This is a genomic window from Pandoraea terrae (genome assembly GCF_902459695.1).
In the GTDB taxonomy this organism is placed as follows: domain Bacteria; phylum Pseudomonadota; class Gammaproteobacteria; order Burkholderiales; family Burkholderiaceae; genus Pandoraea; species Pandoraea terrae.
The window spans coordinates 139,703-165,795 of the sequence record NZ_CABPRZ010000009.1; the positions used below are offsets into that span (position 1 = coordinate 139,703).

Below are 26,093 nucleotides of genomic sequence, written 5' to 3' on the forward strand. Positions count from 1 at the left end.
CCTGTCGTCCCGCAGCCGGGATCGCTTGGGTTCGTTCCGTGAGACAGGGGGCGTCCGCGCCGCTGCCATCGTCCGATGGCGCACGACACGGACTGCACCGCCCTTTGAAGCGTGACGCCTACATCTTGTAACAGGCAGGCGTCATGCCCTTTTCCTTGGCGTACTGCTTCGCCGAGGCTTCGAACAACGGGTGGATCAGGCGGCGGTTGCCCTCGATCCAGTCCGAGACGAGCACCCATTTCTGCCCGTCCCATTGCTGGATCCTGACCTTGCCCGAGCCTTCGTGGTCCTGGCAGCTCGTCTTGATTTCCGGCAGCAAGCCCGTCGCGCCAAGTGCTTTCAGGCGCGCGTTGTCGATGTTCAGGTTCTCCAGCGCCCAACGCACTTGCACCGGGGTCGACACCTTGCCCTTGCCGAACTTGTTCTGTGCAGTGTTGAGCGCCTCGACGGTCGCGACGGCCGCCGACACGCCACGGTTATACAGAATCGAGCCGACCTTCGACGCGTCCTGCATATTCCCCTTGCCCGCGCCGTACACGACCTTCTCGATATCGGCGATCAGCGGCACCTGCTTGCCCGCCACGTTCCAGGTCGCGCTCATGTAGCCCTTGGCTGCCGGGCCCGCCGGAATGGTGTCTTCCTCCGAGCCGGCCCACCAGCTGCCGATCATCTTCTCGCGCGGATAACCGACCTTCTGCGCCGACTTGAGCGCCGTCTGGTTCATCACGCCCCAGCCCCAGAACACAACGTAGTCCGGGTTCTCCTGACGGATCCGCAGCCACTGCGCACCCTGTTCGTTTCCGGGATGCGCGACCGGAATCTCGATCAGGTTGAACTTGTGGATCTTCGATTCGGCTTCCATTGCCGCGATCGGCTCCTTGCCGTAGGCCGAGTCGTGGTACAGGTAGACGATCTTCTTGCCGGACAGCGAGCCGCCGTTCTTGTCCGCCAGGAACTTGATGATGGCCGACGCCTGCATCTGATACGTGGTGACGAGCGGGAAGGCCCACGGGAAGACCGTGCCGTCGACCGCATCCGTGCGGCCGTAGCCCATCATCACCAATGGCACCTGATCGGTGGCCGTCTTGTCGATCAGGGCATACGAAATGCCCGTCGCCATCACGTGATACGCCGTGCCTTTCGTCACCTGATTCTTGCCCTTGAGACGCTCGTAGCACTCAACGCCCTTGGCGTTGTTGTATTCCGTCTCGCACTCTTCCCACGACAGCTTGACCCCGTTCACGCCGCCGTTCTTGAGATTGACGTATTGCAGATAATCAATGAAGCCGCCGTAAAACGACTGTCCGTTTGCGCCATACGGCCCTACGCGGTAGTCGGCCAACGCGATGAATTGGTCGCCCCCCGACTGCGCCATGGCGGGCGCCCCCGCGCCCATGCCGAGCGCGATCGCCAACCCCAGCGATACCGCCACTTGCTTCGTGTTCATGGTGTGTCTCCTCGTAGTCTTATCGATAAGGAACCGCGGGTCCTGCTCGCCGCCGGCCGACGGCGTCTTGCTTGAAACCGGATGCGCGCCGCCTCAATGCGGGAACGGCCAGATGCGCAGTTTTTCCTTGGCGATCTGCCACAGCCGCGCCAACCCGTGCGGCTCGACGATCAGGAAGAAAATGATCAAGGCGCCGAAAACCATCAGCTGGATATGCGAGACGGTCGCGTTGGTGAACGGCAGATGCAAAAACGTGGCCAGCGCCGGCAACGTGCTGTCGAGCAGGATCGGTAACAGCAGGATGAACGCTGCGCCAAGGAAGCTGCCCAGAATGCTGCCCACACCGCCGATGATGATCATGAACAGGATGCGGAACGACAGGTCGAGCGAAAAGCCGTCGGGTTCGACGGAGCCGAGATAACAGTACGCATACAGCGCGCCGGCCACGCCGCAGTAGAACGAGCTGACGGCGAACGCCAGCAGCTTCACGCGCATGAGCGGGATGCCGATGACTTCCGCCGCCACATCCATGTCGCGGACCGCCATCCACGCTCGGCCTGTGTGCGAGCGCACCAGATTCTTCGCGGCGAGCGCCATGACGGTGACGATACTGAGCACGAACAAGTACTTGCGCACCGGCGTATTGATGTCGAAGCCGAAGAGGGTGATCTTCTGCGCGGTGATCACGCCCGAGGCGCTGTTGTTCGACAGCCACGGGAATTTTGTCAGCACCCACAGCACGAAGAATTGCGCGGCGAGCGTGGCGACCGCGAGATAAAAGCCCTTGATGCGCAGCGACGGCAATCCGAACGCAATGCCGACGAGTGCCGCGCACACGCCGCCTAGCGCGAACGACGCCAGGATCGGCATGCCCTCGATGCGCAGTTGAAAGTTGTACGAGGCGTACGCGCCGACGGCCATGAACGCCGCCGTGCCGAGCGACAGCTGGCCCGCGTAGCCGGTCAGGATGTTCAGGCCAAGCGCCGCCAGCGCGAACACCAGAAACGGCACGAGGATCGCCGAAAACCAGTATTCGGAGGCAAACCACGGCACGACGCCGAAGGCCAGCGCCAGCAACGCGCCGACCGCGAGCCGGTCCTGCCGGATCGGAAAAATCTGACCGTCGGTTTCATACGAGGTCTTGAACTGCCCGGCTTCACGATAGAACATGGATGGCCTCTGTCATGTGTCGTAGGTGGCGCGTCAGACGCGGTCGATGTGCCGTTCGCCGAACAGCCCTTCAGGGCGCACAAGCAGGAACAGCAGCGCGAAGACGTACGGAAACCACCCCTCGATACCGCCAAAATTGCCGCCGAACTGCGCTTGCAGCAATTGCGGCAGATAGATTTCCGCAAGCTTCTCCGCCGCGCCGATGATCAAGCCGCCGACGATCGCGCCCGGGATCGACGTGAAGCCGCCAAGAATCAGCACCGGCAAGGCCTTGAGCGCAGTCATGGTCAGGGCAAACTGCACGCCGTTGCGCGAGCCCCAGAGCATGCCGGCCACGAGCGCCACGAATCCCGACACGCCCCACACCACCACCCAGATGCGTTGCAGCGGAATGCCGAGCGAGAGGGCGGCCTGATGGTCGTCCGCGACCGCGCGCAGGGCGCGGCCGATGCTCGTCGCCCTGAAGAACAGGGCCAGCAGCGCTACCAGCACCGCCGCGATGCCGGCAGCCGCGAGGTCGAACTTGCTCACGAGCAAGCCGGTCGCGTTCATGACCGCGTCGATGGGTTCGTCGACAATGCCCAGCGCGAGCGGTCGTACCTCGTTGCCCCACAGCAGCGGCGCCAATCCTTCGAGGAAGAAGGACAGTCCGATCGTCGCCATGAACAGCGTGATCGGCGACTGGTTCACCAGCTTGCGCAGCACGAACCGTTCCGTCGCCATGCCGACCAGGATCATCACGCCGAAGGCCCCGATGGCTGCCAGCCACAGCGGTGCGCCCCGCTCCATCAGCCCGACGACCGACAGCGCCGCGAAGTACACCATCGCGCCCTGGGCAAAGTTGAAGACGCCCGAAGCCTTGAAGATCAGTACGAAGCCGAGCGCCACCAGCGAATACATCACGCCCGAGAGCAGCCCGCCGATCAGGATTTCCAGAAAGAACTGCATCGATGTCTCCATGACGCCGCAGCGTCGTCTCGCACCCGTTATTCCGCGGGCTTAATGGTGATGGGCCGCGCCGAGATACGCGCGAATCACTTCGGGATCGGCCTTGACCTGGGCTGGTGCACCGTCGCCGATCTTCTTGCCGTAATCGAGCACCACGACGCGGTCGGAAATGTCCATCACCACACCCATATCGTGCTCGATCAGCACGATCGTCGTGCCGAACTGTTCATTGACGTCGAGGATGAAGCGGCACATATCGCGCTTTTCTTCCAGATTCATGCCGGCCATCGGTTCGTCGAGCAGCAGCAATTCCGGCTCCGCCGCCAGCGCGCGTGCCAACTCGACACGTTTTTGCAGGCCATATGGCAGGCGGCCGACCGGCGTCTTGCGAATGTGCTGGATTTCCAGGAAGTCGATGATCTCCTCGACCTTCGCGCGATGCATCGTTTCCTCGCGGCGCGCAGGGCCCCACCAGATCGCATTGGCGATCAGGCCGGAGCGCATGCGCGTGTTACGGCCGGTCATGATGTTGTCGAGCACCGTCATGCCCTTGAACAAGGCGATGTTCTGGAACGTGCGTGCGACGCCGTTGCGCGCGGCTTCGGTCGGATGCATGCGCTGGCGCACTTTGCCGCGAAATACGATCTGACCGTGTTGCGGGTGATACACGCCGTTGATGACGTTGAGCATCGAACTCTTGCCCGCGCCGTTCGGGCCGATGATGGCGCGGATTTCGTGCTCCCGGACATCGAAGGAGATGTCGGTCAGCGCCTTGACGCCGCCGAACGACAGGCTGATGCGCTGCAGATCGAGCAGCACCTCGCCGGTCTTGCGGCCGGTGTTGCGAACTTCGCTCATGCGTTCCCCTACTGAAAACGGATGCGATGGCGGGTCAACCCCGTCGAATGAAAGCCTGTCACCGAATGCCGCCTGACCCTGCCGAATCCCCGCGGAATCGTTAAGCGGCGCACCGCAGTGGCTTCGCAGGCGCGGGGTCTTCCGCGGGCGCGCGCGTGCCGATCACGCGCGCGGGATGGATCGCGATCGTGGCGCTGACGCTGCCCTCGCGGCCGTCCTCGAACTTCACGCGGGTCTCGATGAACTGCGACGTCTTGCCCGTATAGAGCGCGTCGATCAATACGCCGTATTTCTCGGCGATGAAGCCGCGCCGCACCTTGCGCGTGCGCGTGAGCTCATCGTCGTCCGGGTCGAGTTCCTTGTGCAGGATCAGGAAGCGATGGATTTGCGCCGCGGCAAACGCCGGCTCCCTGGACATGGCTTCATTAACCTGTTCCACGCAACCGAGGATCAATTGCGCGACCTCCGGATGGCTGGCGAGATCCACGTACCCCGCGTAAGCCAGATTGTTTCGCTCGGCCCAGTTGCCGACGGCGTCCAAGTCAATGTTGATGAACGCGCAGACTTCATCGCGCGCGTCGCCGAACGCAACCGCTTCCTTGATGTACGAGAAGAACTTGAGCTTGTTCTCGATGTATTTCGGGGCAAACAGCGCGCCGCCGGCGAGCTTGCCGACATCCTTGGCGCGGTCGATGATGCGCAGATGTCCGTCGGCGTCGATAATGCCGGCGTCACCTGTGCGGAAGTAGCCGTTCTCGTCAAGCGCTTCGCGGGTCGCGTCGGGGCGCTTGTAGTATCCCTTGAGCAAGCCCACGCCACGCACCAGCACTTCGCCGCTCTGGGCGATCTTGATCTCCATGCCGGGCGCAACCGGTCCCACGCTGTCGAAGCGCACTTGGCGATCCGGCTGCAGGCACACGTAGGCGCACGTTTCCGTCTGGCCGTAGAACTGCTTCAGGTTGATGCCGATCGCGCGGTAGAAGCGGAACAGGTCGGGGCCGATGGCCTCGCCCGCCGTGTATGCCACGCGGATGCGGCTCATGCCGAGCGTGTTGCGCAACGGTCCATACACGCACAGGTTGCCGAGGGCATATCGCAGACGATCCAGGAGATTGACATGCGCGCCATCGAGCACCGCTGCGCCGCATCGGCGCGCGACGTTCATGAAGTAGCCGAACATCGCTCGCTTGAAGGCGCCCGCGTCTTCCATCCGGATCATGACTTGCGTGAGGACGTTTTCGTACACGCGCGGCGGCGCGAAGTAGTAGGTCGGGCCGATCTCGCGCATGTCCGTCGCCACCGTGTTCGGCGACTCTGGACAATTGACGGTGAAGCCGGCCACCAACGCCTGCGCGTACGAGAAGAGGTTGTCGCCCACCCAGGCCATCGGCAGGTAGGACAGCACTTCGTCGCCCGGGCCGAGGCCGTCGAAGCCGCAACCGTGATGCGCGGCGCCGATCAGGCCGGCGTGCGAATGGCAAACGCCCTTGGGCTTGCCGGTCGTGCCGGAGGTGTAAAGGATGATCGCCGTGTCCTCAGGATCCCCCTGGGCGACGGCGTCGTCGAAATGGCGCGGATGTTGCGCATCGAAGGTACGCCCCTGTTCGAGCGCCGCTTCGAACGACATCAGCCCGGGCGCATCATAATTGCGCAGGCCGCGGGGATCGTCATAAATGATGTGGCGCAAGCGCTGGCTGAAGCCCGGCACGGTATCGCGAATCTCCAGCAGCTTGTCGACCTGCTCCTGATCCTCGACGATCGCAAAATCGATCTCGGCGTCTTGCAGCACATGGGTCATCTCCTGTGCTACGGCATCCTGATAAAGCGGCACCGGCACGCCGCCGAGGGCCTGCGCAGCCGTCATCGCCCAATACAGGCGCACGCGGTTATTGCCGATGATGGCGAGATTGTCGCCACGTTTGAATCCGGCGGCGGCCAGCGCACAAGCGAGAAGGCGCACTTCATGCGCCGCTTCCTGCCAGGTCCAGCATTGCCAGATCCCCAGGTCCTTTTCCCGGTAGGCCACGCGCGTGCCGCGCAGTGCGGCGTGTTGCTGCAATAGCCGCGGGAAGGTTGTCCGCTCCTGCATGCCTGTCTCCTGTATCTCGCCGCCTTTTCGAGTTTAAGATACTCCATGGCCCGGGGCGGCTTTGTCGCCTGGATGACAATCAAGGGAAAGTCCCTATATGTCGCTTGAAAACCTATTGCAGCGCAGCGTATGGGCGCAAGGTCTGACAGACGCGCAACGCGAGCGCGTGTATGCCGAAACGCAGGCGCGGCCGATCGCCGGCGGCGGGTATGTGTGCCGCAAGGGCGACCCGTCGCAGGCGTGGTTCGGCGTGATCGAAGGGCTCGTCAAGATCACGACGGTGTCGGCCAGCGGCAAGTCGGTGACCTTTACCGGCGTGCCTGCGGGCGCCTGGTTCGGCGAAGGGTCGCTGCTCAAGCGCGAAAATCGCAAATACGACGTGCTCGCCCTGCGCGACTCGGTCGTCGCGCATATGCCGATCGCGACCTTCGAATGGTTGCTGGATACGAGCATTCCGTTCAACCGCTTCCTGATCCTGCAGTTGAACGAACGGCTCGGCCAGTTCATCGCCGCCGTCGAACACGAGCGCCTGCTCGATACCGACGCACGCGTCGCACGCTCGCTCTCGGCCATGTTCAACCCGTATCTGTACCCCGGCAACGACATGACAGTTCAGATTTCCCAGGAAGAACTGAGCTACCTGGCCGGCGTGTCGCGCCAACGCGTCAATCTGGCCCTCAAGGTGCTCGAACAGGCAGGGCTCCTGAAGGTGGACTATGGTGTCCTGACGATTCTCGATCTCGAAGGATTGCGCGAGTTCGGCATGTAATTCGCTCAAGATTCAAGATTTTTGCCGGATTCCTGACCGGGAGGGGCGAGCCAGGACGTTTTTTAATGACGCGCGGTGACCTTTTACGGTGAGATACGTTAGAATTCCCGGCATATCGGGCCCACGTGCCAGGAAGTCTTTACGATGAGCCGTATTTCCCTCACCCTCTCCGATTCGGCACTCTCCGACCTGCGCAAGGACTTCGACGCCTTCGTGCGCATTTCCGCGGCTGTCGACCGTCATTTCACGCCGCCGCCCTTCGACGACTTTCTGCGCGCGCGCCTGCTCGACAGCACCGTGCCGCTGACCGAAGCGGCCGTCGCGCAATTGCTGGCCGGCGGCCATTACGCCTGGGCCAAGCGCACTTTCGACAAGCAATTCCCGGACGTCGTCTCGATTATTCTCAATCAGGCGCGTCAGCACGGCTTCTACTTCGTGTCGCGGCCCGAGTGGAGCCGTGAAGATCTGGCGCGTCAGGCCACCCGCTGGGCCGAAGGGATCGTTCGCGAGGCCAAAGGCGAGGAAAGGACCGTCGAATCGCTGGCCGGGCAGATCGTGACCTCCTCGCAAGACCTGCGTGCGCTTGAAGCGGCACTCCAGACGCCCGCCTGGCGCGCCGCGTCGCTGCTGCGCGAGCGCGTATTCGAGGCCAAACGCGGCGTCGAGACGGCGCGCGCGTTTGCCGCACGGGAAAAACTCGGGGAATTGAAGGCGCTGCTCGACCTGGGCGTCATCTATGGCTCGGTCGGTGCCCAGGAAGGCCAACAGATGCTTGACTATTTGCGCGTGCTGCGCCCGGAGCTGTTCAACGACGATGCGGGCATTCTCGAGCGCATCGCCGGCTGGCTGCGCCATCTGCTGACGCCCGCGCCGGTGCGCCCGGCGGCAATCGCCCCGGCGCCCGGCAGGATCACCGACCCGGCGGCGGCGCCGCCAACACCTGTCAGCGAATGAAAATCAGCGCCACCCCCGCGCCTGCCAGCAAGGCGCCGTACCATGCGCCGGCGGCCGGCGCCTGCCGGGTACGCAGCCACAGCAGCGGCAGCACCATGATCGGCGTCGTGGCCGAAAGCGTTGCGATCACGCCCGTGTTACCACGCCCCATGCCATAGAGCAGCAAGGTCATGCCGACGGCCACGCCGATAAATCCCGAAAGGGCCGTCAGCCCGATCACTTTCGGCGTAAGCGCGGCAAAGGTTGCCCGGCCACGGCGGGCCGCCAGCGCCGTCAGCCCGAGCGCCGACACGGCCACACGCACGGCCGAAGCCCCCACCGGGTCCACGCCCGCCGCCATCACCGGCTTGGCGATCAGCGTGCCGATCGAATGGCACAACGCCGCCGTCAGGCCGATCGCCACGCCCGTCTTGACATCCCCTCGCACCGTTTCCCAATGATGCGCGCCTTCACGGCGCCCGCCGAAGGCGATCGCCAGCGCGACGCCCGCGGTCACCAGCGCGATTCCGGCGACCGCGCGCCACCCAAGCTGCTCGCCGAGCAGCAGATAGCCGAGAACGGCCGTCATGGGCGCATTCGTCGCGAAGATAATTGAGTTGCGGCGCGGACCGAGCCGGCCGAGCGAGGTATACAAAATGGTATCGCCGACCAGGATGCCGACGAGCCCCGAGGCCGTCAGCCGCAGCCACTGCCCCGCGTCGAGCGACGGCCACCCGCGCAGGCACGCCAGCGCCACGAGCAGCATGGCGAGCACGAGCAACATGCGAACGTAATTGAAGGCGAAAGAGCCGGCCTGACGGACCGGATGGATGGCGATCATGCCGCTGCAGGCCCAGCACAACGCGGCGCCAAGTGCCGCCAGATAAGCGAGATGGGTTGTCATTGTCGAGGAAATGGCCCGCGCGCGAGCCATCGCACGCGCCGGTGGGGGGCCATTATAGTCCCCGGCCGGCGGCCGATGCGTTCATTTCCGCGATTTGGAAGCTACTGAACCTACGTGCCGGCACTTACGTTTCAGAATTGAAACATTTTTGGCATGTTTGGATGACGCTGCCTGAGCCGCGCCGGCAAATTGTTTTGCCGATCAAGCGCCTACCTTCACTGGCATGGATCTCGCATGAATTGCCTCACGATTTGGACACCGTAGTCATAAGGTGATCCTTACCCGCGGTAGCACGGTTCGCACTCAATGTGGTGCAACTGAGACACAAAACTATAGCAACCGAAAACGCGGCACAGGAAAAAAAGAGCGCACGAATGCCACGATGCGCAAGTGTGGACAACGGGGGATTGCGTGGAAAGAGCGCACGTATGTTTCACGGGGGAAGTCGGGGCGATCTACCTCACCAGTGGTCGCTCGCCTGACAGGACTGACCGCGCGCCGGCGTCAGCCGCCAGCGCACACGCAAGTCGCCGTGACCATCATGGCCGCGACGGCGCGGCCCCCGTCGTCACTGCACGTATTGCCTCGACCGGGCGCCGTGCCACACAACAAACACCTTCTGTCGACGCGTTCATCGAAAGCCCATCCCCGCTCCCTGGAAACATCCGGGGTCAGCATCCCGTCCGCCGAATCGCCACCGCCCCTCGAGGAGAAGCCCATGCTATCGCCTGAACAACAACGAGAACTGACCATGCCCGGCCACGATAACCCGTCCCTCCCGATAAGCACCGGACTGGAAGCTCCTCGAGACTCATCGCCCGGCCGGCCACGCACGCACGACGAATTGTTCGAAGTCGTCGTGCGCGTGAGCGCGACCCTTTTGCTGAGCCTGTTTGCCTACAGTGCCGTCGTTCACTGGCGAGCGGAGCCCGGCCGGATCACCCTGTTGCTTCTGGTCGTCGACGCGTTCTTGATCATGGGCCTCTCGCTGTTTGCACGGGTGCCGAAGAAGCGCGACTGGGGGCCAGTTTCATTCCTATGTACGATGGGCGCGACGTATTACTTCCTCGCAGTTCAGCTTGCGCCGGGAACGAAGCTTATTCCCGAAACCCTCGGGGCAATCCTGCAAGTGTCGGGAATTCTCTGGCAATTTTTTGCCAAGGCGTCGCTGCGTGGCTCGTTCGGCCTCTTGCCCGCCAATCGCGGCATCGTGTCGCGCGGCGCCTATCGTTTCATGCGGCATCCGATGTATCTTGGCTATCTCATCACCGACATCGGCTTTCTGTTCACAAACTTCGGATGGCAAAATTTGTTGGTGTATGGCATCCAGTTTGGCCTTCAAGTTGGCCGCATCATTCGCGAGGAGCGACTCTTGTCCGCGGATCAAAGCTACCGCGCATACATGGGCAAGGTTCGATATCGTGTAATTCCGGGAATTTTCTGATTCGAAAGCCGCACCGAGGAATGCGCAAGCGGTGCGGCGGGCAGCGGTGTCGGGCTTGCGCCCGGAATGCTGCTGCCGTATTCCCCCACTGAAACCTGCACAGGTTAAGCGGCTAAAGCAAACGCCTGAGCCGGGGTCATCGTCTTCAGCGCCTGATGGGGACGGCCCAGCGTGCCGAAGCGTGCTATCGGAGTCCGCTCGGGCGCACTGCCGGCTGTCGTCGCCTTGCCGCTGCGCGACAGGTGCCAGCCCATCGGTTGGCCATGCAGCGCTCGCCATCTTCCGCCCGCGACTCGACTTCGGAGGGGGAGATGTGAAACGCGGGTCGCCTCGGCTACCGTCGTCTTTCCCTGAATGATGTCCAGCACCAGCGCGCTCTTGCGCTTGGCCGTCCATCGTTTGATTTCTTCTTCCATCTTCGTGCTCATGTGGCAGTCTTCTAAGGTTACGACCTGAGCAGGAAATCAGTGGGTAAATACACTGCGTCACATAGGCGCTCGAAGCCACTGACTCCGATGCCGACGCCGACGCCGAATCGCGACGTCTTCAATCACGCTCAAAGCAGATGAATCCCTGGGAGACGATCGTTGGGAGCCGGCTTTCGCCAGCCCGCATCCCCGCACCACGACAGATGCAAGCCGCGCGCGTTTGGGATGCGGAATTATGAAGTGGTATTACGGGGCGGCGCCGGGCTTTTTTCCTGATCCCCAAAGTGGCCCGCCATGTAGCTGTCGATGACAGCCAACAATCCATACAAATAATTCCTGACGCTTTCCAGCTCCCGGTCGCCGAGCGTGCGCTCGAAGGCTTCCAGACTCCCGTTGACGGATTCGTAATAAGCATTGATCATCGCCAGGCGATTCGAAATAAACCGCAGCAAGATGCGCCGCCCGTCGGTTGGATCTGGCTCACGCTTTATCAATCCCACGTGTTCAAGGCGATTGAGAGACGTCGTGATGCTCGCCGGCGACAACCCCATCAGTTTCGACAGCCTGCCCGGCGTGACAGGCTGCGCCTCGTCGTAATAAGCAATTTCCAGGCACTTCAGGTCGGTGACGTTCAATCCCAACTCACCGGCGACAAACTGGTTGAAGGCAGCCAATTTGACACCGAGCATAAACCGGAGCCTGACGACTTCCACACGCTTTTCGGAGTCATGTTCCATGATCATCCCTGCATCAGGTTTAAGGCAATCCGCTGCCCGCGTGGCCGGTCAACGTCGGCAGCAACACGCGAACCACCTGGATAAACGCGGGGCCGAGCAAGACCAGCATCAGCGTCGGAAAGATGCAAAAAATCAGTGGAAACAGTAATTTGACGGCGATTTTCCCGGCAGCCTCTTCCGCCCGAAGACGTCGCTTAAGGCGTAGGTGTTCCGAGTGCACACGCAGCGAGTCCCCCACGCTGGTGCCGAAGCGCTCCGCCTGAATCAGCATGGCCACCAGAACGTCGACGTCTTCCACGCCGGTACGCAACGCCAGATTTTTCAGCGCTGTTTCCTTGCTTGAGCCAGTCCTCAATTCAAGCAGCACCAGTTGCAACTCCTCACTCAGCTCCCTGCATTTGAGGTGCAATTCGTCGGCGACCTTCATGAGCGCAGCGTCCAGTCCGAGCCCCGCTTCCACGCATACCGTGAGCAGATCCAGCGCATCGGGAAAATTCTCGAAAATCGTTTGCTTGCGCAGACGTCCGCGACGCGCAAGGATGACATTCGGCAGGTAATAGCCAACGCCTGCAAATATCAGCAACAACATCAAGAGCACATTTTTCTTCTCGGGTCCCAGGTATGGGCCCGCCGCAATCATGCAGACGGCGGGCAAACCGATGGCCAAGATGGTCTTGGCAGCGAAATAAATCGCTGGAGCGGCCGCGTCGCGCCACCCCGCGTTCATGAATTTCGTGCGCAACAACGAACGCTCCCAGCCCTCCTTGGGAAGGGAGAGTTTGGCGATCGGCTCCGAAACGCTGGCGAACTTCTGCACCCATTGCGCCCCCGCGCTATCCATCGTTTCGGATGGCGACTGCCCGGTGCTGGCAAGCTGCCCGAGACGGCGCTGTATCGAGTTCGGCATGATCAGTGCCATCAAGCCGAACGCGGCGACGGCGACGATCGCAAAAACGATGGCCAGTAGCAACAGTTGTTCAGTTTTCATGTCGGGCATGGGATAGACCCATCTCCAAAAGATGAAAGTGAAGCGCTCGCGTCAAATATGAATGCGAATGATTTTTCGCATCCAGACCACGCCGAACGTCATCATGACGAGCGCTGCGCCGATCATTTTCACACCGGCTGGATCGGTCCACAAAATGCGGAGAAAGTCCGGATTAATGACCGATATCAGCAACGCCATCACCAATGGCAAAACTCCAAGAATCCAGGCCGACAGACGGCCTTCGGACGACAACACCCGGACCTTGCCGAGCAGCGCGAGCCGACTGCGGATAATCTGGCTGATGTTGCCGAGAATTTCGGCCAGGTTGCCGCCGGTCTCCCGCTGAATTAACACCGCGACCACAAAGTAGCGCAGGTCGTTGATCGGTACGCGAGTGGCCAACCCGGTCAGCGCGTCGTTGAGCGGGACGCCAAAATTGATCTCGTCGAACGCGACGCGAAACTCGCCACCAATGGGCGCGGGCATTTCGTCTCCCACGATGCCGAGTGCGGTCGAGAAGGAATGCCCCGCCCGCAACGACCGGCTAAGCATGTCGGTAGCCTCGGGCAATTGCTCCTCGATCTGCTTGAGCCGGGAAGCCTTGGCCCGAGCCACCTTGAGCGACGCGAAGCCGGGGGCAATCAGCATCGCCACCGCTAGCGCCAGCGGCGAGAGGTGGATCATGTTCCCTGCCGCCCAAACAACGAACGGCGGAAACGCGGTGTAGAAGAAAAACTTCTCTACGGACCAACTCAACCCGGACTGAACCAACCAGCGATCGAGCGCGTGAATGCGCGGCACCTGCAACAGCAAGCGGGCAAGCGTTGGCGACGCGCTCAGTTCACGTTGCTTGAGAATCGACAGCGCCTTGTCGTTTCCATGCCCGCCTGCGGACATCATGCGGATACGGCTTTCGACCCGCTTTGCGGCACCGCTGTGGCGGCTTTGCCACCAGATATACGTGGCCTCGATCAGTAAAATGATCGCGAAGAACACCAGGATAATGAAGCCGTAGAATAGATAATTCATGACGATGCCTCTCTCAATGGCCCACCGGCTTCGCGCCGCCCCGTCTGCAGCCCCGCCTTGCCTGTCGTCCCGCCCGATTGCCGTTACACGGGATAAAGCCTGGTCGGGTCGTATAGCGTGTCTGGCACCGCCACGCCAAAGGCCTGCAGTCGCTCCGAAAATTTCGGCCGCACGCCGGTTGCGCAAAAGTGCCCCGTGATGCGGCCGTTTTTATCCACACCCTCGCGCTTGAAGGTGAAAATTTCCTGCAGATTGATAATGTCGCCTTCCATGCCGGTGATTTCCTGGATGCTGGTGATCTTTCGGCGTCCATCTGTCAGCCGGGCCACCTGAACGATCACGCTGAGCGCAGAACTGATCTGATGGCGCGCGCCCTTGGGCGGCAAATTCAGCCCGGCCATACCGATCATGTTTTCAAGCCGTGTCAGCGCATCGCGGGGTGTGTTCGCATGCACCGTCGCCAGCGACCCCTCGTGTCCCGTGTTCATCGCCTGCAGCATGTCGAACGCCTCGGCGCCGCGCACTTCGCCGAGGATGATCCGGTCGGGCCGCATCCGCAGCGCGTTGCGCACCAGCGAACGTTGCGTGATCTCGCCCTTGCCCTCGATGTTGGGCGGGCGTGTCTCGAGCCGCAGGACGTGCAACTGTCGCATCTGCAACTCCGCCGCGTCTTCGATCGTCACGATTCGTTCGTCTGCCGGAATGAACCCGGACAAGATATTGAGCAACGTTGTTTTGCCGCTGCCCGTGCCGCCCGAAATCAATACGTTCAGTTTGGCGGCCGACATCGCCTCCAGCACTTGGACCATCGGCGGTGTGAGGCTTTGAAATTCGACCAGGTCCTTCACGGTTAGCGGATTGACGGCAAAGCGGCGAATCGACAACAGCGGGCCGTCGATCGCCGAGGGCGGGATGATCGCATTCATGCGCGAGCCGTCCGGCAAACGTGCGTCAACCATCGGGCTCGATTCATCGATTCGGCGACCTACGCGGGACACGATCTTTTCGATGACCTTCATCAAATGCGCGTCGTCGTAAAAGGTGACATCGGTCAGCTCCAGCTTGCCGCGCCGTTCGATATACACATGCTTGTACGTGTTCACCAGAATGTCGGAGATGGTCGGGTCTGCCAGCAGTGGTTCGAGCGGGCCAAAGCCGAGCATTTCGTCGCGCACGTCGTGCACCAGGCGGCGTCGCTCGACTTCGTTCATCGGAACGTTGTCTTCGTCGATAATGCGCTCGACCAGCTTCGCCAGTTCATGCTGGATCTGCTCGTTCGAGAGCCGCTGGAGCTTTTCCAGCTCGATGCGGTCGATAATGGTCTGATGCACGTTTCTCTTGAGTTCCTGATACGCCCTTTTGGCCATTCCGCCTTGATCCCCGCCGTGGTCGTGCCCGGGCAAATCGCCGGGGCTGAGAAATTGCTCACGCAGTGTCATGACGCGTTCCATGATTCGCTCTCCTGAGTTCAGGCCCTGCTCAACGTCGGCTTACTGAAAATTCTTTGCAAAATGCCGCTCCGACGGGTGGACGGCGGCGGCGACAGACTACGCACTAGTTCGCTCAAGCCTTTCGCCACGCCGCTCGATTTCGCCAGCCGCAGAATCGGCACGCCCTGATTGACCGAAGCCGACACGGAGGCACCGTCTTCCGGAATGACGCTCGCCACTCGCAGGCCCAGCGCCTTCTCGAGTTCGGGCAGCCCCACCGCACCTTTTTTTTCGTAGCGATTGACTACCACCCGCACCTTATCCGCGCGGTAGCCGAGAGAGCGAAAGATGTCGAGAAGCCGGCGCCCGCCACGCAAATAGGGCACACTCAATTGCAGTACCGAAAAAATGCACTCGCTCTGGTCGAGCGCTACGATCGACACGTTGCTCAGACTCTGGCCGATGTCGAATATGATGAGGTCGTATTCGTGCCGCACCAGATTCAGGATGCGCTGCAAATGTTCCGCCTTGACTTCCTTTGCCTTGGCGGGATCGGCCGCACCGGCCAGCACGTCGAAGCTGTTGCTGATATGTGTCAGACACGCTTCGAGGAACGCCGGGTCGAGTCGGTCAATCTGCGTGCTCACCTCTGCCAACGTGGCCGGCGGCGTGACTTCCGACACCAAAAAGGCCGCTTCGCCGAATTGCTGGTTCAAATCGATGAGCAGTGTGCGCTTGCCGGCCACCGACGCGGCAAAGCCGAGGTTGGCGGCCAAAAAGGAGGTGCCGCTCCCCCCTTTACAGGACACGAATGAGATCACGCGGCCCTCGCGCCGCGTGCTGTGGACTTTGCGTGCCGCGCCGTCGACGGCATTACGCAAAGCCAGCGGATCGCCTGGCCACGGCTGCACGTCGCGTACGCCGGCACGCATGGCTTGAATCAGCAGATCGGCCGACGGTGACGGCGCCAACAGCATGCAGGTCAGATCGGCATGCCGCGCGGTAAGTGCGGAGAGCGTGTCGAAATCCTGTTGCGCCATCCGGACGCCATCCACTATCAGCAAATCGACGCTGTCCAGCGTCTGCTGCTGGGTACCAAGATCGGCCAGCGCCGCGGTCGATGTCCTGGCGTGGTGATGGGCGTCGCCCTCCCCGACGATCCGCGCGATCTCGCTCGCTTGCGCCGGGTCGGGTGAAATAATGAGAATGTCGATCATTTCGTTCTTCCCTGTAAATGAGGCGTGCGCTAACTGCAGGTGGGATTCGTGCCGCCCACGCTATTCAGGCTTTCCGTGGGCAACGTCGTCGTGAATGGTGGCATCGTCACCGTGAATCGAGTAAAGGGCACCGCCGTATTGATCGAGACACCGGCGATGCTGACTGTGACTGAGACCGACGTGTAAGCCACGTTGATGTTGCCGGGTTGCAGAATGGGCAACATCTGCTGCATTTTTATGTACAGAGGACTGGACGCCGTCAGCGGCATCGGTTCAATGTCGCACACCACCGCCATTCGGGCGCCGAGGCGGGTCGCTTCGCCCACGGTATTCCAGTAAAAAAGCACACGCCCCATTTCCATGACGCCGATCAGCAGCGGAAAGAAGGCCAACGAAACCAGGGCGAAATCGATCGCGGCGGCGCCTCGCTGACGCCGAGTGCCGGGGCGCCGATGCTTGTTGAACGTGTTCATAGCGCCTGCCTCATCACGGAACTGATATCGTCAAAGGTCAATTGGCTAAACTGCGGGAAGAACGCTGTAAGTTGCGAGTAGGGGTATCCCGTAACCGTTACCTGCACCAGGTTGATCGTGTTGCCACCCGGCGTGGTTGTCACGTTTTTGAATTGCCCGGTGCAGCCGGTGGTATTGATCTCATCGCATATCACCACCATATTGGTCGTTAGCCCGGGGACCAATTGCGGACCGGAACAAGCGCTGTTACCGTAAACGACCAAACATCGAGCGCTCGCCATGGGGTAGTCGGATTGCGCTGGACTGTAGGCCGACAACATGCGTGCCGCATCGCGCACTGATTTGACGATCGTGTTGTACTGATAAAACGCATGACCCACTTCGGCGATACCCATCAGCAGAATCACCATGGGAATCGCGACCAGGGCGAACTCGACCGCCACGGCCCCACGCATGCGTCGAATACGATAAAGGCGATGATTCATGATGGCTCCCCTACTGCACCAATACGGGCACTTTCGGCCCGATCCCGACGGTGTTGGTGCCGGGTATGCCCTGCGTCGCGCAAGGGGTGTTTGAATCGCTGGCATCACCAAGATATTCGAGTATGACCTCACCCTGCAGCGGATCCTTGATTGGATTCGACGTCATCGGGTGCAGCATCAGAATGCAGGCCCACGACGTTACAGTGATTTGTGATTTCCCGGCGACGCCACTGCAATTGTCTACGACCGGAACAATCGCGAGCCGGCGGTCAGCGCCATTGACATAATCGCTGTTCGCCGGTGGACTGGCGTTTCCGTCGGTGGTGAGCAAGCCAGCACTATTGTCGCCCTGGTACGCTTTGAACAGCTTGCGCTTACTCACGAAATCCGAGTAGGCATCGCTCGACGTGCCCCAATAGGCATTTCCATTTGTAGTCCAATCAGTCGGTGTGTAAGCAAAGCCCGCGAAATCGGACGCGCCGTCACTTGGCCCCTTATACGCGCCTTTGTATATGCCGAAGCGGGTATTCCATGCGTCAGCGGCGGCCTGGATGTTCCCTGTCTGAGTATTCAGTGTCGGGCCGGTTGGCAGATTGCATTGCCCGGAACCCGTGAGCAGACCCTTGATTGCATTCGCACCGCCACCCGTGTAGTCGACCCAGCCGAAATTGCCTTTGATCTTGTCGCACGGCGGTGGAGACCCCGGGCCGACCTTGCTGCACATCCAGTCGCCTGGCTTGATGGTCGCTGGCGCGGGCGGCTGGCAAATGTATACCGGCAGAGCGCATGTCGTTTGCGCTTGGGTGGTCGAGGCCACAGCCGTGGCCGCAACGGCCGACGAACCCAGCGCGGCACGCGCAACGCCCATGAACCAGTTGGCAATGCCGGTACGCTGCGCCGTGCATCGGACATAACTGATGCTCGGCAGGTCCGCCGCGGAATACTGGCCTTTGGTCTGATAGGTCCCGTTGAACGTTTTGCTGAACGTGACGGAGCTATCCGTCGAAAGCGATACGTCCTCACTCTGGAGCAACACGCGATTGCGCGTGCCCGCCGTGATGCCTGCCGCTTCGGAAGCTGCCAGCGAAACCGCCTTCGTCAGATCCCGTGCCGCCGCCAGCGCACACGAATCGGCGGCATTCGCCAGCTCGCTTTTGGCGATATACAGTTTGCCGAGATCGATGGCGATACCGGCAAACCCGATGAGCATGAACAGCATCAGGCCGACCATGATCGCGATCACCCCGCGCTGCCGCTTCGGCGAGCCGCTCGTCGGCGCACGGCGCGGCCGACCATTTTTGACTGTCGCATGCATGGCACCCCCTCCGAATGCTCGCCACGAATTAACGGGAACCGCCCCCGCTTCCACCCGTCCCCACGCCAATCACATATGCATTCGCGTCGCCCGAGGGAGAGCGGAACGACTTGTCATATTGGTTCATGGCCTCGTTGCCGGCCTTGCCGTCGATACCCAGCACTGGATCCCGGTCTTGCGATGCGCCTGGATTCAACGTCTGCATCGCCCTGACTTGCGTCACCGCATTCCCGAATTGCGCATCCCATTGCGGTGTAGACGTGTAGCACCCGGTCAGCGCGCTGCCGATGCACGCGCCGATACCGACTCGCATAAGTATGAATAGGCGTTTCATGGTTGCCCCCGTATATCCTGAAAGTGAAAAGGCACGCATATCTGGTTCGAGCACCGGTGTCTCCGGCCCAACTTAATTCGTTCCGCTTTCGAGCGGCTTCACGATCACCGCCGTCGATTCCACACGTTGCGGGATCGCCGGTACGTCGCGAGAGGCCTCGGGCGGCACGGTTGGCACGGTTGGCGGCGCCGCGGGCGGCGTTGCGGGTTGCACTGCCGGCTGCGCAGGCTGTTGGGACAGAGGCGATACCGCGGTGCCCGCGGGTGCCGGCGCCTTTTTCCGCCCTTCCATGTCTCCCAGCAGCAATACACCCGCGGTATTTGTTTGGCCAAACGTGTCGGTCGGCAACGGATAATTCGGGTCAAGCGGCTTGACCAGGCGCGGGGTTATCACAAACACCAGTTCGGTCTTGTCCTGCTGGAAGTTCGTGCTGCGGAACAGCGCCCCCAGCACCGGCACCTCGCCCAGCCCCGGCAGCGCCTTGACATTACTGGTAATGTTGTTCTTGATCAGGCCGCCGATCGCAAAGCTCTGGCCGTCACGCAATTGCACGGTCGTCGAGGCGCGGCGGGTGTTGATGAGCGGCAAAATGGTGCTGCCGCTGACGTTTGGCGCCGTCAGCGTTACGCCGGTGGTCGACAACTCCGACACCTCGGGCGCGACCTGCAGGTTGATGCGCCCGCCATCGAGGACCGTCGGCGTAAATTTCAGGCCGACACCGAACTGCTCTTCCTGCAAGACGATGGTGGAGCCGCCCGTGCCATTGCTCTGCGGCACGGGGATGAACACCTTGCCGCCTGCGAGGAAACTCGCGGTCTGACCACTGATGGCCATCAGGTTCGGTTCGGCAAGAATCTTCACCAGGCCGTCACGCTTTTCGGCGTCAAGATTGAAGTTGAGTGGCAGGTGGTTGTTCTTGACAGCGCTGACCACGCCCGACGACCCGCTCAGGAAATTGGCGAGCAGGCCGAATGACCAACTGCCGAAAGCGCCGTTGATGTCCGCTGAGGCGCCCAACTGGTCGATCAGGGTTTTGGATACCTCAGCCACCTTCACTTCGAGCATGACCTGTTGCGGGGCGGCGATGCCCATCATGTTCACGATTCGGGCACTCTTGCCTTCGCCTTGGCCCCCACTTGCGCCGCCGCCATATTGCGCAGGACCGCCGCCAGGTTGCGTGCCTGCGCCGTTGCCCGAATCCACGCTGCTGGATGCTCTCTGCGCGAATGCGTTGGCGATCTCAACCACTCGCTGTGCTTTGAGAGAGTCGGACACAGTACCGGACAACACGAGGCTGTCGGCCGCCGAGTAGACACGCACGTTCTTTTCGTCGGGCATCAGTTCAGCGAGCGCGGCCTGCACCCCGCCCGGGTCCGCGCCCACCGCCACGTCGATCACCGAGCACGTGCCACTTCGGCCTTGCACGATCATATTGGTCGAGCCTACCGACAAGCCCAACAAGTAGAGCGAGCGTGACGACACCAGCATGGCCTGCAGGATGTGCGGATTGCCTACGGTGCGGTTACGCACCGGCTCCGGCAGATTAATGATGGTCGATTTGCCCACCGGCACCGTGACATGGCTTGCCTCGCGCATCTCGCCCACACAGTTGGGTCCCTTCGATCCGGGTGCGGGCGGCTCGGCAGCATTGGCCATGCCGATCGTCACCTGAACCTGGCCGGGACTCACCGCCCTGACCGAATGCGGCGGCGGGCTGTTTTTTTGCAACGCGCCAGGCTCCACGACAGCCTGTGCAGCCGCCGCCCCCGCCCACATCACTGCGCATGCTGCCAGCCCCCATCGGGTCGTGCCACCCTGGCCAAACCGATTTATCGCGTCGAGCGCCGAGCGCTTATTGTTCATGCGGTCCATGTTTATCCCCCGGTGAGATCTTTCCCTCTTCCTGCGCTAACGCTTCAGAAACACTCGTGGCTGTTTTGTGTGCCCGTGATGACGCCAACGCAGTCGCCACGCGGTGCCGCCTGCGCGGTCACGACACGCCGCGCTTTTGCTTTTACGACGGGATGTACGCTCGGTGCCGCCGGCCGTTCCGGCTGCTTGGCTTCACCCAGCAACACATCCTTGGTGACACCTGCCGTGACCACAGGCTTCAGCTCGACCTGATTGCGCAGCACCAGCGATAGCGTGCCGACGCTGCGGGCCAGGTCGAGCTTTTCGGCCTCTTCCGGCGTGACTTCCAGCGTGACCGCGTTCACCACCTTGGGCTTGGTTTCGTCACGGCCGACTTCCTGTGCGACGGCGAGCACCAGAATTTTTTCGAGCACGATCTTGGAAATGCTTTCGTCTTTGCTCGTTTTGCTATCAGCGCCTTTGTCCTGCTGCGTACTGACGATAATGTCGACATAGTTGCCGGGCAAGGCAAAGCCAGCTACGCCAATCACGTCATTGACACGCACCGTGATCGCTCGCTTGCCTTCTGCAATGACCGCCGACAGTCCGCCCTGCGTGCCGACCGGCGTCAATTTGCCTTCGAGAATCGGCTCGCCGCGCAGCGCGCTGTTCTTCATGACGCGACCGTCGAGCCGCTGAGCGTCGCTGAAGGCGCCGTCAGGGATGCTCCCCGCCGGCCAGTCGACCATCTTGATGAACTCAGGATTGAGACGCTGGCCAAGATTGATATCCAGGCTTGCGACTGCGACTTTTGTTGTCATTCCCGACGATTTATCGATCAGCCAGCGCGACGCCATCCCTACCGCGCCAAGCCCTGCGACCGCCGCGACCAATAACATCACCACCGCGCGTACGTTTTTCATGCTGAACCTCCATGATGCGTGACCTGTTTTCTGACTATCACTTCCGGCCGCTTAACCGGTCACTTAACCGGCCGCGACTTTTTTTGGCTGCCACTCCGCGCCAACCTGCGGCGGTGGCTGATTTTCGTGTTCGCCGACTACCGCGAAGTAGCTGTTCCAGGCGCGCAACAAGCTCGGTCCGTCCGCCACGGCGGGTTGTTCGAAGTAGCTGGCATTGGCCAGCACGATACGCAACAGATCGCCGGGATAACAAGCCAGCAGTTGCCGGCCGGCAGGTACGTGCAGGCGATGAATGAGGAATTCGAACGCCTCGTCATCCGACGCAACGCCAAGCTCCTTGCAGCGCATGTCGTACACGGAGCGATATTCCGCGACATCGAGCGGGCCGATATACAGCTTGCAACCGAGGCGGCGGAAAAATGCCTCATCGCCAAGTTCCTCGGGGGCGAAATTGCTCGAAAACCCGACCCAGACATCGAAAGGCAGCGAGAAGCGCAACCCTGTGCGCAGGGTAAGCATGTCGCGACCGCGATCGAAGGGCACGATCCAGCGGTTGAGCAGATCGGCCGGCGCCACGCGCTGGCGCCCGAGGTCGTCGACAATGTATAAGCCGCCATTGGCCTTGACATGCGGCGGCGCCTGGTAAAAGCCGCTGACCGCGTCGTAGCGCAACTCCAGCATGTCAAGCGTCAGTTCGCCACCGGAAAGCACGGTAGGGCGCCGACATATTTGCCACCGGGCATCCGCTTGAGGGCTCAATGCGCCATCGAGCCCCGCCGTTTCGCACGGCTCGTGTATGAGCGGATCGAAAACCTGAATCACCTCGTTTTCTATCGCGATCGCGTATGGCACGGCCACGCGGCCCGGCAGCAGCCGTCCCAGTCTTTCGGCAAGCGACGTTTTTCCGCTCCCTGGCGGGCCGAAGAAAATCACGGGCTTGCCGCTGTTGACCGCGCCGCCAATATCGTCGAGCAACGCCGGCTTGACCGTCAACCCGGCAAAGGCGGCGCGCACGCTGGCGCGCGTGGCCTGGATCTGCCGCACCGATTGCCGGAGAATCACTTCCTCGTATGTGGCAAGCGCCACCGGCGCGGGGCCGGCATAGCGGCAACGCGCCATGTATTCGGTCGCGCGCACGCGTCCGTTGTCTGTCAGCTGAAGCTCGACGTCAATATCGTTCGCGCCGCGGCGCACAATCTCCATCACGCGTTCGCGCACTGCGAAAGCCACCACGCTATCGAGTACGCCGGCGCCGAGCTTGAGGCGCTGAACCAATTGGGTCAGGGACACTTTGCCAAGCAGGAGAGTGCTCTTGGCAATCAACTCCAGCAGAAAATTTTGATCGAGCCCCGTATCGGCGATCGTGCGCGGCGCACGCGCCACAATCCGTTCGCCAGCGTCCAGCTTGTGACGCGCACTGCTGGCATCTTGCAGGCGGCTGACATCGGCCGGTGCACCCGGCGCCGATTTCCATTTTTCTGTCATGTTCTTTCCCCGGTGAACCCACGCCACGCGCGGGCCTGCTGCCTTGTTGCAATGTGCTTCGTTTCGAGGCTCTTGTCGCTCTTGTCGCTACAGAATGGCGAGTTCACTCGCTATCAAAATGCCCCGTACACCGTTTCCACGTACATGACGCCCAACGTGCCCGACGCCACGGCCACGTCGTACAGCATTGACGCAACCGACGCAAACATCGCACGCGTATCCGGTACACCGTTCAGGGAGCAGGCCCGATGGAGGAACGCGCCGCTCCCTTTCGGAAGTCCGATTAACCAGGCACGAACCCATTCAATTGCCCCGACACAAAATTGAATACGTTATTCAGAGCGTTTCCTACACCGGTCGTTGCGATGATGATGGCGATCGAGATCAAAGCTGCCAGCAAGCCATATTCAATCGCCGTCGCACCATCTTCTTCGCGCAGAAAGTCACGAATCAGGTCGAGAGTTTTTTGCATTTGGAGCTCCTTGAAAAAGAAGTTACTTACTCAAGTCCTAGAAATTATCAAAATGCCCCGTACACCGTTTCCACGTACATCACCGCTAACGTGCCCAACGCGATGGCCACGCCATACGGCATTGACCCAACCGACGCAAACACGGCATGCGTATCCGGTGCACGGTTGCCTTCCTGCCCGCGGATGCCCGCCTGCAGTAGCACGGTCAGCATATTTGCTCCCGTGGCTTTCACGGCACGCTTGTATACGATCATCGTCACCGCCCACACGCCACCCATCACGCAGGTCAGCAGCACAATTTCCAGCCCCACGACGGGCCCGACAAATGCGGCGACCGCCGCCATCAGTTTCACGTCCCCCGCACCCATGCCGCGCAACATGAACAGGGGAAAAAACAAGCCACCGCCGATTAGCGCCCCAAGTGCCCACCGGCCCGCCCCATCGGCCAAGCCGAAGAGGTGCACTTGCACCGCCAGCGCCACCGCCCCCCCCAACAGCACCAACCAGTTCGGAATACGGCGAGAGTGCAAATCCCAGCCCGCGGCCGTCGCGACCAGCGCCAGCAGGCACACGCCCACGGGAAATTGAAAAGCGTTCATGGCATTCCTCGCTCCGATTTCGCCACAATTGGACCGAGAGCGGGCCCGAAGGAGGAACGGGCCGCTCCCTTTCGGAGGTCCAATTAAGCAGGCACGGCCCCGTTCAATCGCCCCGAAACAAAATTGAATACGTTATTCAGAGCGTTTCCTACACCGGTCGTTGCGATGATGATGGCGACCGAAATCAATGCTGCCAGCAAGCCATATTCAATCGCCGTCGCACCATCTTCTTCGCGCAGAAAGTCACGAATCAGGTTGAGAGTTTTTTGCATTTGGAGCTCCTTGAAAAAGAAGTTTTTTACTCAAGCACTCAAAACATGCCCGCTGCGGGACCGAGCATTGATGACAGGCCGCCATTGGTTGCACGACCACGATCGGCTTAGCCGTCCGGTTCGATACCGAAGCGCATTGTCTTGACGCCGCGCCCTCATGGTTCTTCCCGTCCGACACTGCCACTTAAAGGGACTTCGATTTACGCCGAGCCCGGCCATCTCTATCCCCGCCTTCGACACCGCAGAATTGTTTCCCCGTCAGCAGTTCTGCGGTCCCCGAAACCGTTGCACTCCGTACAGCTCAACGGTGTGCCGTCGGCGCATGACATAACGCAATGCGCGTGCCAGGCATTGAAAAGAGTTGATGACGTTGAATGTTCAGGCGAGTGAACTACCTAAACGTGCTGGCGTCGCGGGAAACGTTTCACTTCTGATACAGGCTTTCGCGAAATCGCCTGAAACGCTAAAAAAATGATTTACCGACGCGTAGGAAAAATGCTTCCTTGCAGGGGACACCGTCTTTCAAGGACCGGGTTAACACCGCAGTAGCCGGGGCGGCGCCGGCCGGAGTGGGCCGACGGTTGCCAGCAGAAGGTACGGCGCGCAAAAGTTACCCTGAACCGGGTAAGAATGCCCGGCGGACGGCGTGCAGCGGGCGAATCGTTTAGTCCGCCGTACGTCTCATGCCCGGCGAGAACGCCGAATGATCTGATTGGGAGAAACACTGACGAAGTGCCCCGCCGGCGTACTTTCACGCGATGCTTGGGGACAATGTATCAATTTGTTACAAAAGTGAAATTGGAGATGGTCCCGGTCGTTGGGGCGCCCCCTTCATACGAATCGAGCGGGCTTCTGAACCGTACGGGTTTCTTTGGATCGCGATCGAAGTTGCGAGCCGGTGTTCCCGCCGCTCCGGCAGTATGCCGATGTAATGTCCTAGCGCGACCTGAGCAGGTTTCGCTGACCACGAGGACGGCATCGGCACCAGCACCGCGGCATCCGACATGTCGTGGCGATGGCGCGGGTTAACCTTCTCTAACCTTTTCCTTCGCCACCGCAGCGTCTTTCTGCTGAACCTGCTTGAAACGTGTTTCGAGATGGCTGAGGGCTTCGCTGAGCGCTTCGATCTGCTGGGCGTTCAGTCCATCCAGCGCATGATCGAAGAACGCGGCGCGACGCGGCATGGCTTCGTCAACGACCGCAAGACCCGCGGGCGTGAGCGTCACGTTCGTCAGCCGGTTATCGTTCTCGTCGGTGGCGCGCGAGAGCCAGCCGAGACTTTCCATGGCTTGCAGTTGGCGCGTGAGCGATGCCGGATCGAGGCGGCAGTGCTCGGCCAGAAACTTCTGCGAGGAGCGTCCGTGCTCGGACAGCGCGAGCAGGATGCGCCAGCGCGGCAGCGGATGGCCAACTTGCGAATCGAAGGCGGCCATCATGGCGCGATAGGTTTGGCCGAGTTGCTGGATCACGTTGAGTTTCTGTGGCGTAGGCAT

At 61.3% G+C, this 26,093-nt stretch carries 25 protein-coding genes and 1 pseudogene; 3 read left to right on the forward strand and 23 right to left on the reverse strand.

The annotated features are described in order from the left end of the window. Positions 1-118: 118 nt before the first annotated feature. The 5 genes from PTE30175_RS12815 to PTE30175_RS12835 form a co-directional block, all read right to left on the reverse strand. Complete coding sequence (locus PTE30175_RS12815) at positions 119-1,396, reverse strand: ABC transporter substrate-binding protein (RefSeq protein ID WP_224788750.1); 1,278 nt, start codon at positions 1,394-1,396, stop codon at positions 119-121. 144 nt (positions 1,397-1,540) lie between these two features. After that, positions 1,541-2,617, reverse strand: a complete 1,077-nt coding sequence (locus PTE30175_RS12820; protein ID WP_150697433.1) for a branched-chain amino acid ABC transporter permease — start codon at positions 2,615-2,617, stop codon at positions 1,541-1,543. A gap of 33 nt (positions 2,618-2,650) precedes the next feature. Beyond that, positions 2,651-3,565, reverse strand: coding sequence for a branched-chain amino acid ABC transporter permease (locus PTE30175_RS12825; protein WP_150697434.1), 915 nt, complete (start codon positions 3,563-3,565; stop codon positions 2,651-2,653). 51 nt (positions 3,566-3,616) lie between these two features. Further along, positions 3,617-4,423, reverse strand: a complete 807-nt coding sequence (locus PTE30175_RS12830) for an ABC transporter ATP-binding protein (RefSeq protein ID WP_150697435.1) — start codon at positions 4,421-4,423, stop codon at positions 3,617-3,619. Positions 4,424-4,523: 100 nt separating this feature from the next. Beyond that, on the reverse strand, positions 4,524-6,512 hold the full coding sequence (locus PTE30175_RS12835; protein ID WP_150697436.1) for an AMP-dependent synthetase/ligase: 1,989 nt from the start codon (positions 6,510-6,512) through the stop codon (positions 4,524-4,526). 97 nt (positions 6,513-6,609) lie between these two features. Here PTE30175_RS12835 and PTE30175_RS12840 point away from each other — a divergent pair, with 97 nt between their 5' ends. Together PTE30175_RS12840 and PTE30175_RS12845 are read left to right on the forward strand one after the other, a co-directional pair. Next, positions 6,610-7,281, forward strand: a complete 672-nt coding sequence (locus tag PTE30175_RS12840) for a Crp/Fnr family transcriptional regulator (RefSeq protein WP_150697437.1) — start codon at positions 6,610-6,612, stop codon at positions 7,279-7,281. A 144-nt stretch (positions 7,282-7,425) separates the two neighbouring features. Continuing rightward, positions 7,426-8,235, forward strand: a complete 810-nt coding sequence (locus PTE30175_RS12845) for a DUF4088 family protein (protein WP_150697438.1) — start codon at positions 7,426-7,428, stop codon at positions 8,233-8,235. On the opposite strand, the gene PTE30175_RS12850 is transcribed toward PTE30175_RS12845, so the two are convergent. Further along, on the reverse strand, positions 8,225-9,118 hold the full coding sequence (locus PTE30175_RS12850; RefSeq protein ID WP_150697439.1) for a DMT family transporter: 894 nt from the start codon (positions 9,116-9,118) through the stop codon (positions 8,225-8,227). The two genes, PTE30175_RS12845 and PTE30175_RS12850, sit on opposite strands and share 11 nt — an antisense overlap. Before the next feature lie 541 nt (positions 9,119-9,659). Between PTE30175_RS12850 and PTE30175_RS12855 the strand changes: the two genes are divergently transcribed. After that, positions 9,660-10,562, forward strand: coding sequence for a methyltransferase family protein (locus PTE30175_RS12855; protein ID WP_338044444.1), 903 nt, complete (start codon positions 9,660-9,662; stop codon positions 10,560-10,562). Between the two features lie 256 nt (positions 10,563-10,818). On the opposite strand, the pseudogene PTE30175_RS12860 reads toward PTE30175_RS12855, so the two are convergent. The 17 genes and pseudogenes from PTE30175_RS12860 to PTE30175_RS12940 all read right to left on the reverse strand — a co-directional run. Further along, a pseudogene (locus PTE30175_RS12860) lies at positions 10,819-10,990 on the reverse strand (DUF1153 domain-containing protein); the annotation flags it as partial. Between the two features lie 233 nt (positions 10,991-11,223). Next, positions 11,224-11,727 carry a MarR family winged helix-turn-helix transcriptional regulator gene (locus PTE30175_RS12865; RefSeq protein WP_150697440.1) on the reverse strand — a complete coding sequence of 168 codons (504 nt, stop codon included), beginning with the start codon at positions 11,725-11,727 and terminating at the stop codon, positions 11,224-11,226. Positions 11,728-11,746: 19 nt separating this feature from the next. Beyond that, complete coding sequence (locus tag PTE30175_RS12870; RefSeq protein WP_150697441.1) at positions 11,747-12,724, reverse strand: type II secretion system F family protein; 978 nt, start codon at positions 12,722-12,724, stop codon at positions 11,747-11,749. 42 nt (positions 12,725-12,766) lie between these two features. Next, a complete protein-coding gene (locus tag PTE30175_RS12875) occupies positions 12,767-13,744 on the reverse strand; it encodes a type II secretion system F family protein (protein WP_150697505.1) in 978 nt (325 codons plus the stop codon). 83 nt (positions 13,745-13,827) lie between these two features. Continuing rightward, a complete protein-coding gene (locus PTE30175_RS12880; RefSeq protein ID WP_191629036.1) occupies positions 13,828-15,183 on the reverse strand; it encodes a TadA family conjugal transfer-associated ATPase in 1,356 nt (451 codons plus the stop codon). A 29-nt stretch (positions 15,184-15,212) separates the two neighbouring features. Then, positions 15,213-16,391 (reverse strand): CpaE/TadZ family protein, encoded by a 1,179-nt coding sequence (locus PTE30175_RS12885; RefSeq protein WP_150697443.1) that lies wholly within the window; start codon positions 16,389-16,391, stop codon positions 15,213-15,215. Between the two features lie 29 nt (positions 16,392-16,420). Beyond that, positions 16,421-16,864: a TadE/TadG family type IV pilus assembly protein gene (locus tag PTE30175_RS12890; protein ID WP_150697444.1), complete on the reverse strand. Its 444-nt coding sequence runs from the start codon at positions 16,862-16,864 to the stop codon at positions 16,421-16,423. Then, positions 16,861-17,349, reverse strand: coding sequence for a TadE/TadG family type IV pilus assembly protein (locus tag PTE30175_RS12895; protein WP_150697445.1), 489 nt, complete (start codon positions 17,347-17,349; stop codon positions 16,861-16,863). The genes PTE30175_RS12890 and PTE30175_RS12895 overlap by 4 nt, the downstream gene beginning before the upstream one ends. Positions 17,350-17,359: 10 nt before the next feature. Beyond that, positions 17,360-18,664: a pilus assembly protein TadG-related protein gene (locus tag PTE30175_RS12900; protein ID WP_150697446.1), complete on the reverse strand. Its 1,305-nt coding sequence runs from the start codon at positions 18,662-18,664 to the stop codon at positions 17,360-17,362. 28 nt (positions 18,665-18,692) lie between these two features. After that, positions 18,693-18,998 (reverse strand): hypothetical protein, encoded by a 306-nt coding sequence (locus PTE30175_RS12905; RefSeq protein WP_150697447.1) that lies wholly within the window; start codon positions 18,996-18,998, stop codon positions 18,693-18,695. A 72-nt stretch (positions 18,999-19,070) separates the two neighbouring features. Further along, a complete protein-coding gene (locus tag PTE30175_RS12910; protein ID WP_150697506.1) occupies positions 19,071-20,861 on the reverse strand; it encodes a type II and III secretion system protein family protein in 1,791 nt (596 codons plus the stop codon). A 53-nt stretch (positions 20,862-20,914) separates the two neighbouring features. Continuing rightward, positions 20,915-21,772, reverse strand: a complete 858-nt coding sequence (gene cpaB / locus PTE30175_RS12915; protein ID WP_150697448.1) for a Flp pilus assembly protein CpaB — start codon at positions 21,770-21,772, stop codon at positions 20,915-20,917. A 63-nt stretch (positions 21,773-21,835) separates the two neighbouring features. Beyond that, entirely contained in the window at positions 21,836-23,257 is a 1,422-nt protein-coding gene (locus tag PTE30175_RS12920; RefSeq protein WP_150697449.1) for a P-loop NTPase and SpoVK domain-containing protein, read from the reverse strand. 283 nt (positions 23,258-23,540) lie between these two features. Further along, on the reverse strand, positions 23,541-23,729 hold the full coding sequence (locus PTE30175_RS12925; RefSeq protein ID WP_150697450.1) for a Flp family type IVb pilin: 189 nt from the start codon (positions 23,727-23,729) through the stop codon (positions 23,541-23,543). A 47-nt stretch (positions 23,730-23,776) separates the two neighbouring features. Then, on the reverse strand, positions 23,777-24,328 hold the full coding sequence (locus tag PTE30175_RS12930; protein ID WP_150697451.1) for an A24 family peptidase: 552 nt from the start codon (positions 24,326-24,328) through the stop codon (positions 23,777-23,779). An 83-nt stretch (positions 24,329-24,411) separates the two neighbouring features. After that, a complete protein-coding gene (locus PTE30175_RS12935; protein WP_150697452.1) occupies positions 24,412-24,600 on the reverse strand; it encodes a Flp family type IVb pilin in 189 nt (62 codons plus the stop codon). Between the two features lie 1,025 nt (positions 24,601-25,625). After that, complete coding sequence (locus PTE30175_RS12940) at positions 25,626-26,093, reverse strand: MarR family winged helix-turn-helix transcriptional regulator (protein WP_150697453.1); 468 nt, start codon at positions 26,091-26,093, stop codon at positions 25,626-25,628.

Excerpts from the sequence above, each read along its gene's own strand:
- PTE30175_RS12895 (WP_150697445.1), bottom strand. The coding sequence starts at position 17,349 with ATGAATCATCGCCTTTATCGTATTCGACGCATGCGTGGGGCCGTGGCG.
- PTE30175_RS12905 (WP_150697447.1), bottom strand. The coding sequence starts at position 18,998 with ATGAAACGCCTATTCATACTTATGCGAGTCGGTATCGGCGCGTGCATC.
- PTE30175_RS12910 (WP_150697506.1), bottom strand. The coding sequence starts at position 20,861 with ATGAACAATAAGCGCTCGGCGCTCGACGCGATAAATCGGTTTGGCCAG.
- PTE30175_RS12900 (WP_150697446.1), bottom strand. The coding sequence starts at position 18,664 with ATGCATGCGACAGTCAAAAATGGTCGGCCGCGCCGTGCGCCGACGAGC.
- PTE30175_RS12855 (WP_338044444.1), top strand. The coding sequence starts at position 9,660 with ATGGCCGCGACGGCGCGGCCCCCGTCGTCACTGCACGTATTGCCTCGA.
- PTE30175_RS12865 (WP_150697440.1), bottom strand. The coding sequence starts at position 11,727 with ATGGAACATGACTCCGAAAAGCGTGTGGAAGTCGTCAGGCTCCGGTTT.
- PTE30175_RS12830 (WP_150697435.1), bottom strand. The coding sequence starts at position 4,423 with ATGAGCGAAGTTCGCAACACCGGCCGCAAGACCGGCGAGGTGCTGCTC.
- PTE30175_RS12850 (WP_150697439.1), bottom strand. The coding sequence starts at position 9,118 with ATGACAACCCATCTCGCTTATCTGGCGGCACTTGGCGCCGCGTTGTGC.
- PTE30175_RS12930 (WP_150697451.1), bottom strand. The coding sequence starts at position 24,328 with ATGAACGCTTTTCAATTTCCCGTGGGCGTGTGCCTGCTGGCGCTGGTC.
- PTE30175_RS12835 (WP_150697436.1), bottom strand. The coding sequence starts at position 6,512 with ATGCAGGAGCGGACAACCTTCCCGCGGCTATTGCAGCAACACGCCGCA.
- PTE30175_RS12820 (WP_150697433.1), bottom strand. The coding sequence starts at position 2,617 with ATGTTCTATCGTGAAGCCGGGCAGTTCAAGACCTCGTATGAAACCGAC.
- PTE30175_RS12940 (WP_150697453.1), bottom strand. The coding sequence starts at position 26,093 with ATGCCTACGCCACAGAAACTCAACGTGATCCAGCAACTCGGCCAAACC.
- PTE30175_RS12885 (WP_150697443.1), bottom strand. The coding sequence starts at position 16,391 with ATGATCGACATTCTCATTATTTCACCCGACCCGGCGCAAGCGAGCGAG.
- PTE30175_RS12920 (WP_150697449.1), bottom strand. The coding sequence starts at position 23,257 with ATGACAGAAAAATGGAAATCGGCGCCGGGTGCACCGGCCGATGTCAGC.
- PTE30175_RS12815 (WP_224788750.1), bottom strand. The coding sequence starts at position 1,396 with ATGGGCGCGGGGGCGCCCGCCATGGCGCAGTCGGGGGGCGACCAATTC.
- PTE30175_RS12890 (WP_150697444.1), bottom strand. The coding sequence starts at position 16,864 with ATGAACACGTTCAACAAGCATCGGCGCCCCGGCACTCGGCGTCAGCGA.
- PTE30175_RS12935 (WP_150697452.1), bottom strand. The coding sequence starts at position 24,600 with ATGCAAAAAACTCTCAACCTGATTCGTGACTTTCTGCGCGAAGAAGAT.
- PTE30175_RS12875 (WP_150697505.1), bottom strand. The coding sequence starts at position 13,744 with ATGAATTATCTATTCTACGGCTTCATTATCCTGGTGTTCTTCGCGATC.
- PTE30175_RS12870 (WP_150697441.1), bottom strand. The coding sequence starts at position 12,724 with ATGCCCGACATGAAAACTGAACAACTGTTGCTACTGGCCATCGTTTTT.
- PTE30175_RS12925 (WP_150697450.1), bottom strand. The coding sequence starts at position 23,729 with ATGCAAAAAACTCTCGACCTGATTCGTGACTTTCTGCGCGAAGAAGAT.
- PTE30175_RS12845 (WP_150697438.1), top strand. The coding sequence starts at position 7,426 with ATGAGCCGTATTTCCCTCACCCTCTCCGATTCGGCACTCTCCGACCTG.
- PTE30175_RS12840 (WP_150697437.1), top strand. The coding sequence starts at position 6,610 with ATGTCGCTTGAAAACCTATTGCAGCGCAGCGTATGGGCGCAAGGTCTG.
- cpaB (WP_150697448.1), bottom strand. The coding sequence starts at position 21,772 with ATGAAAAACGTACGCGCGGTGGTGATGTTATTGGTCGCGGCGGTCGCA.
- PTE30175_RS12880 (WP_191629036.1), bottom strand. The coding sequence starts at position 15,183 with ATGACACTGCGTGAGCAATTTCTCAGCCCCGGCGATTTGCCCGGGCAC.
- PTE30175_RS12825 (WP_150697434.1), bottom strand. The coding sequence starts at position 3,565 with ATGCAGTTCTTTCTGGAAATCCTGATCGGCGGGCTGCTCTCGGGCGTG.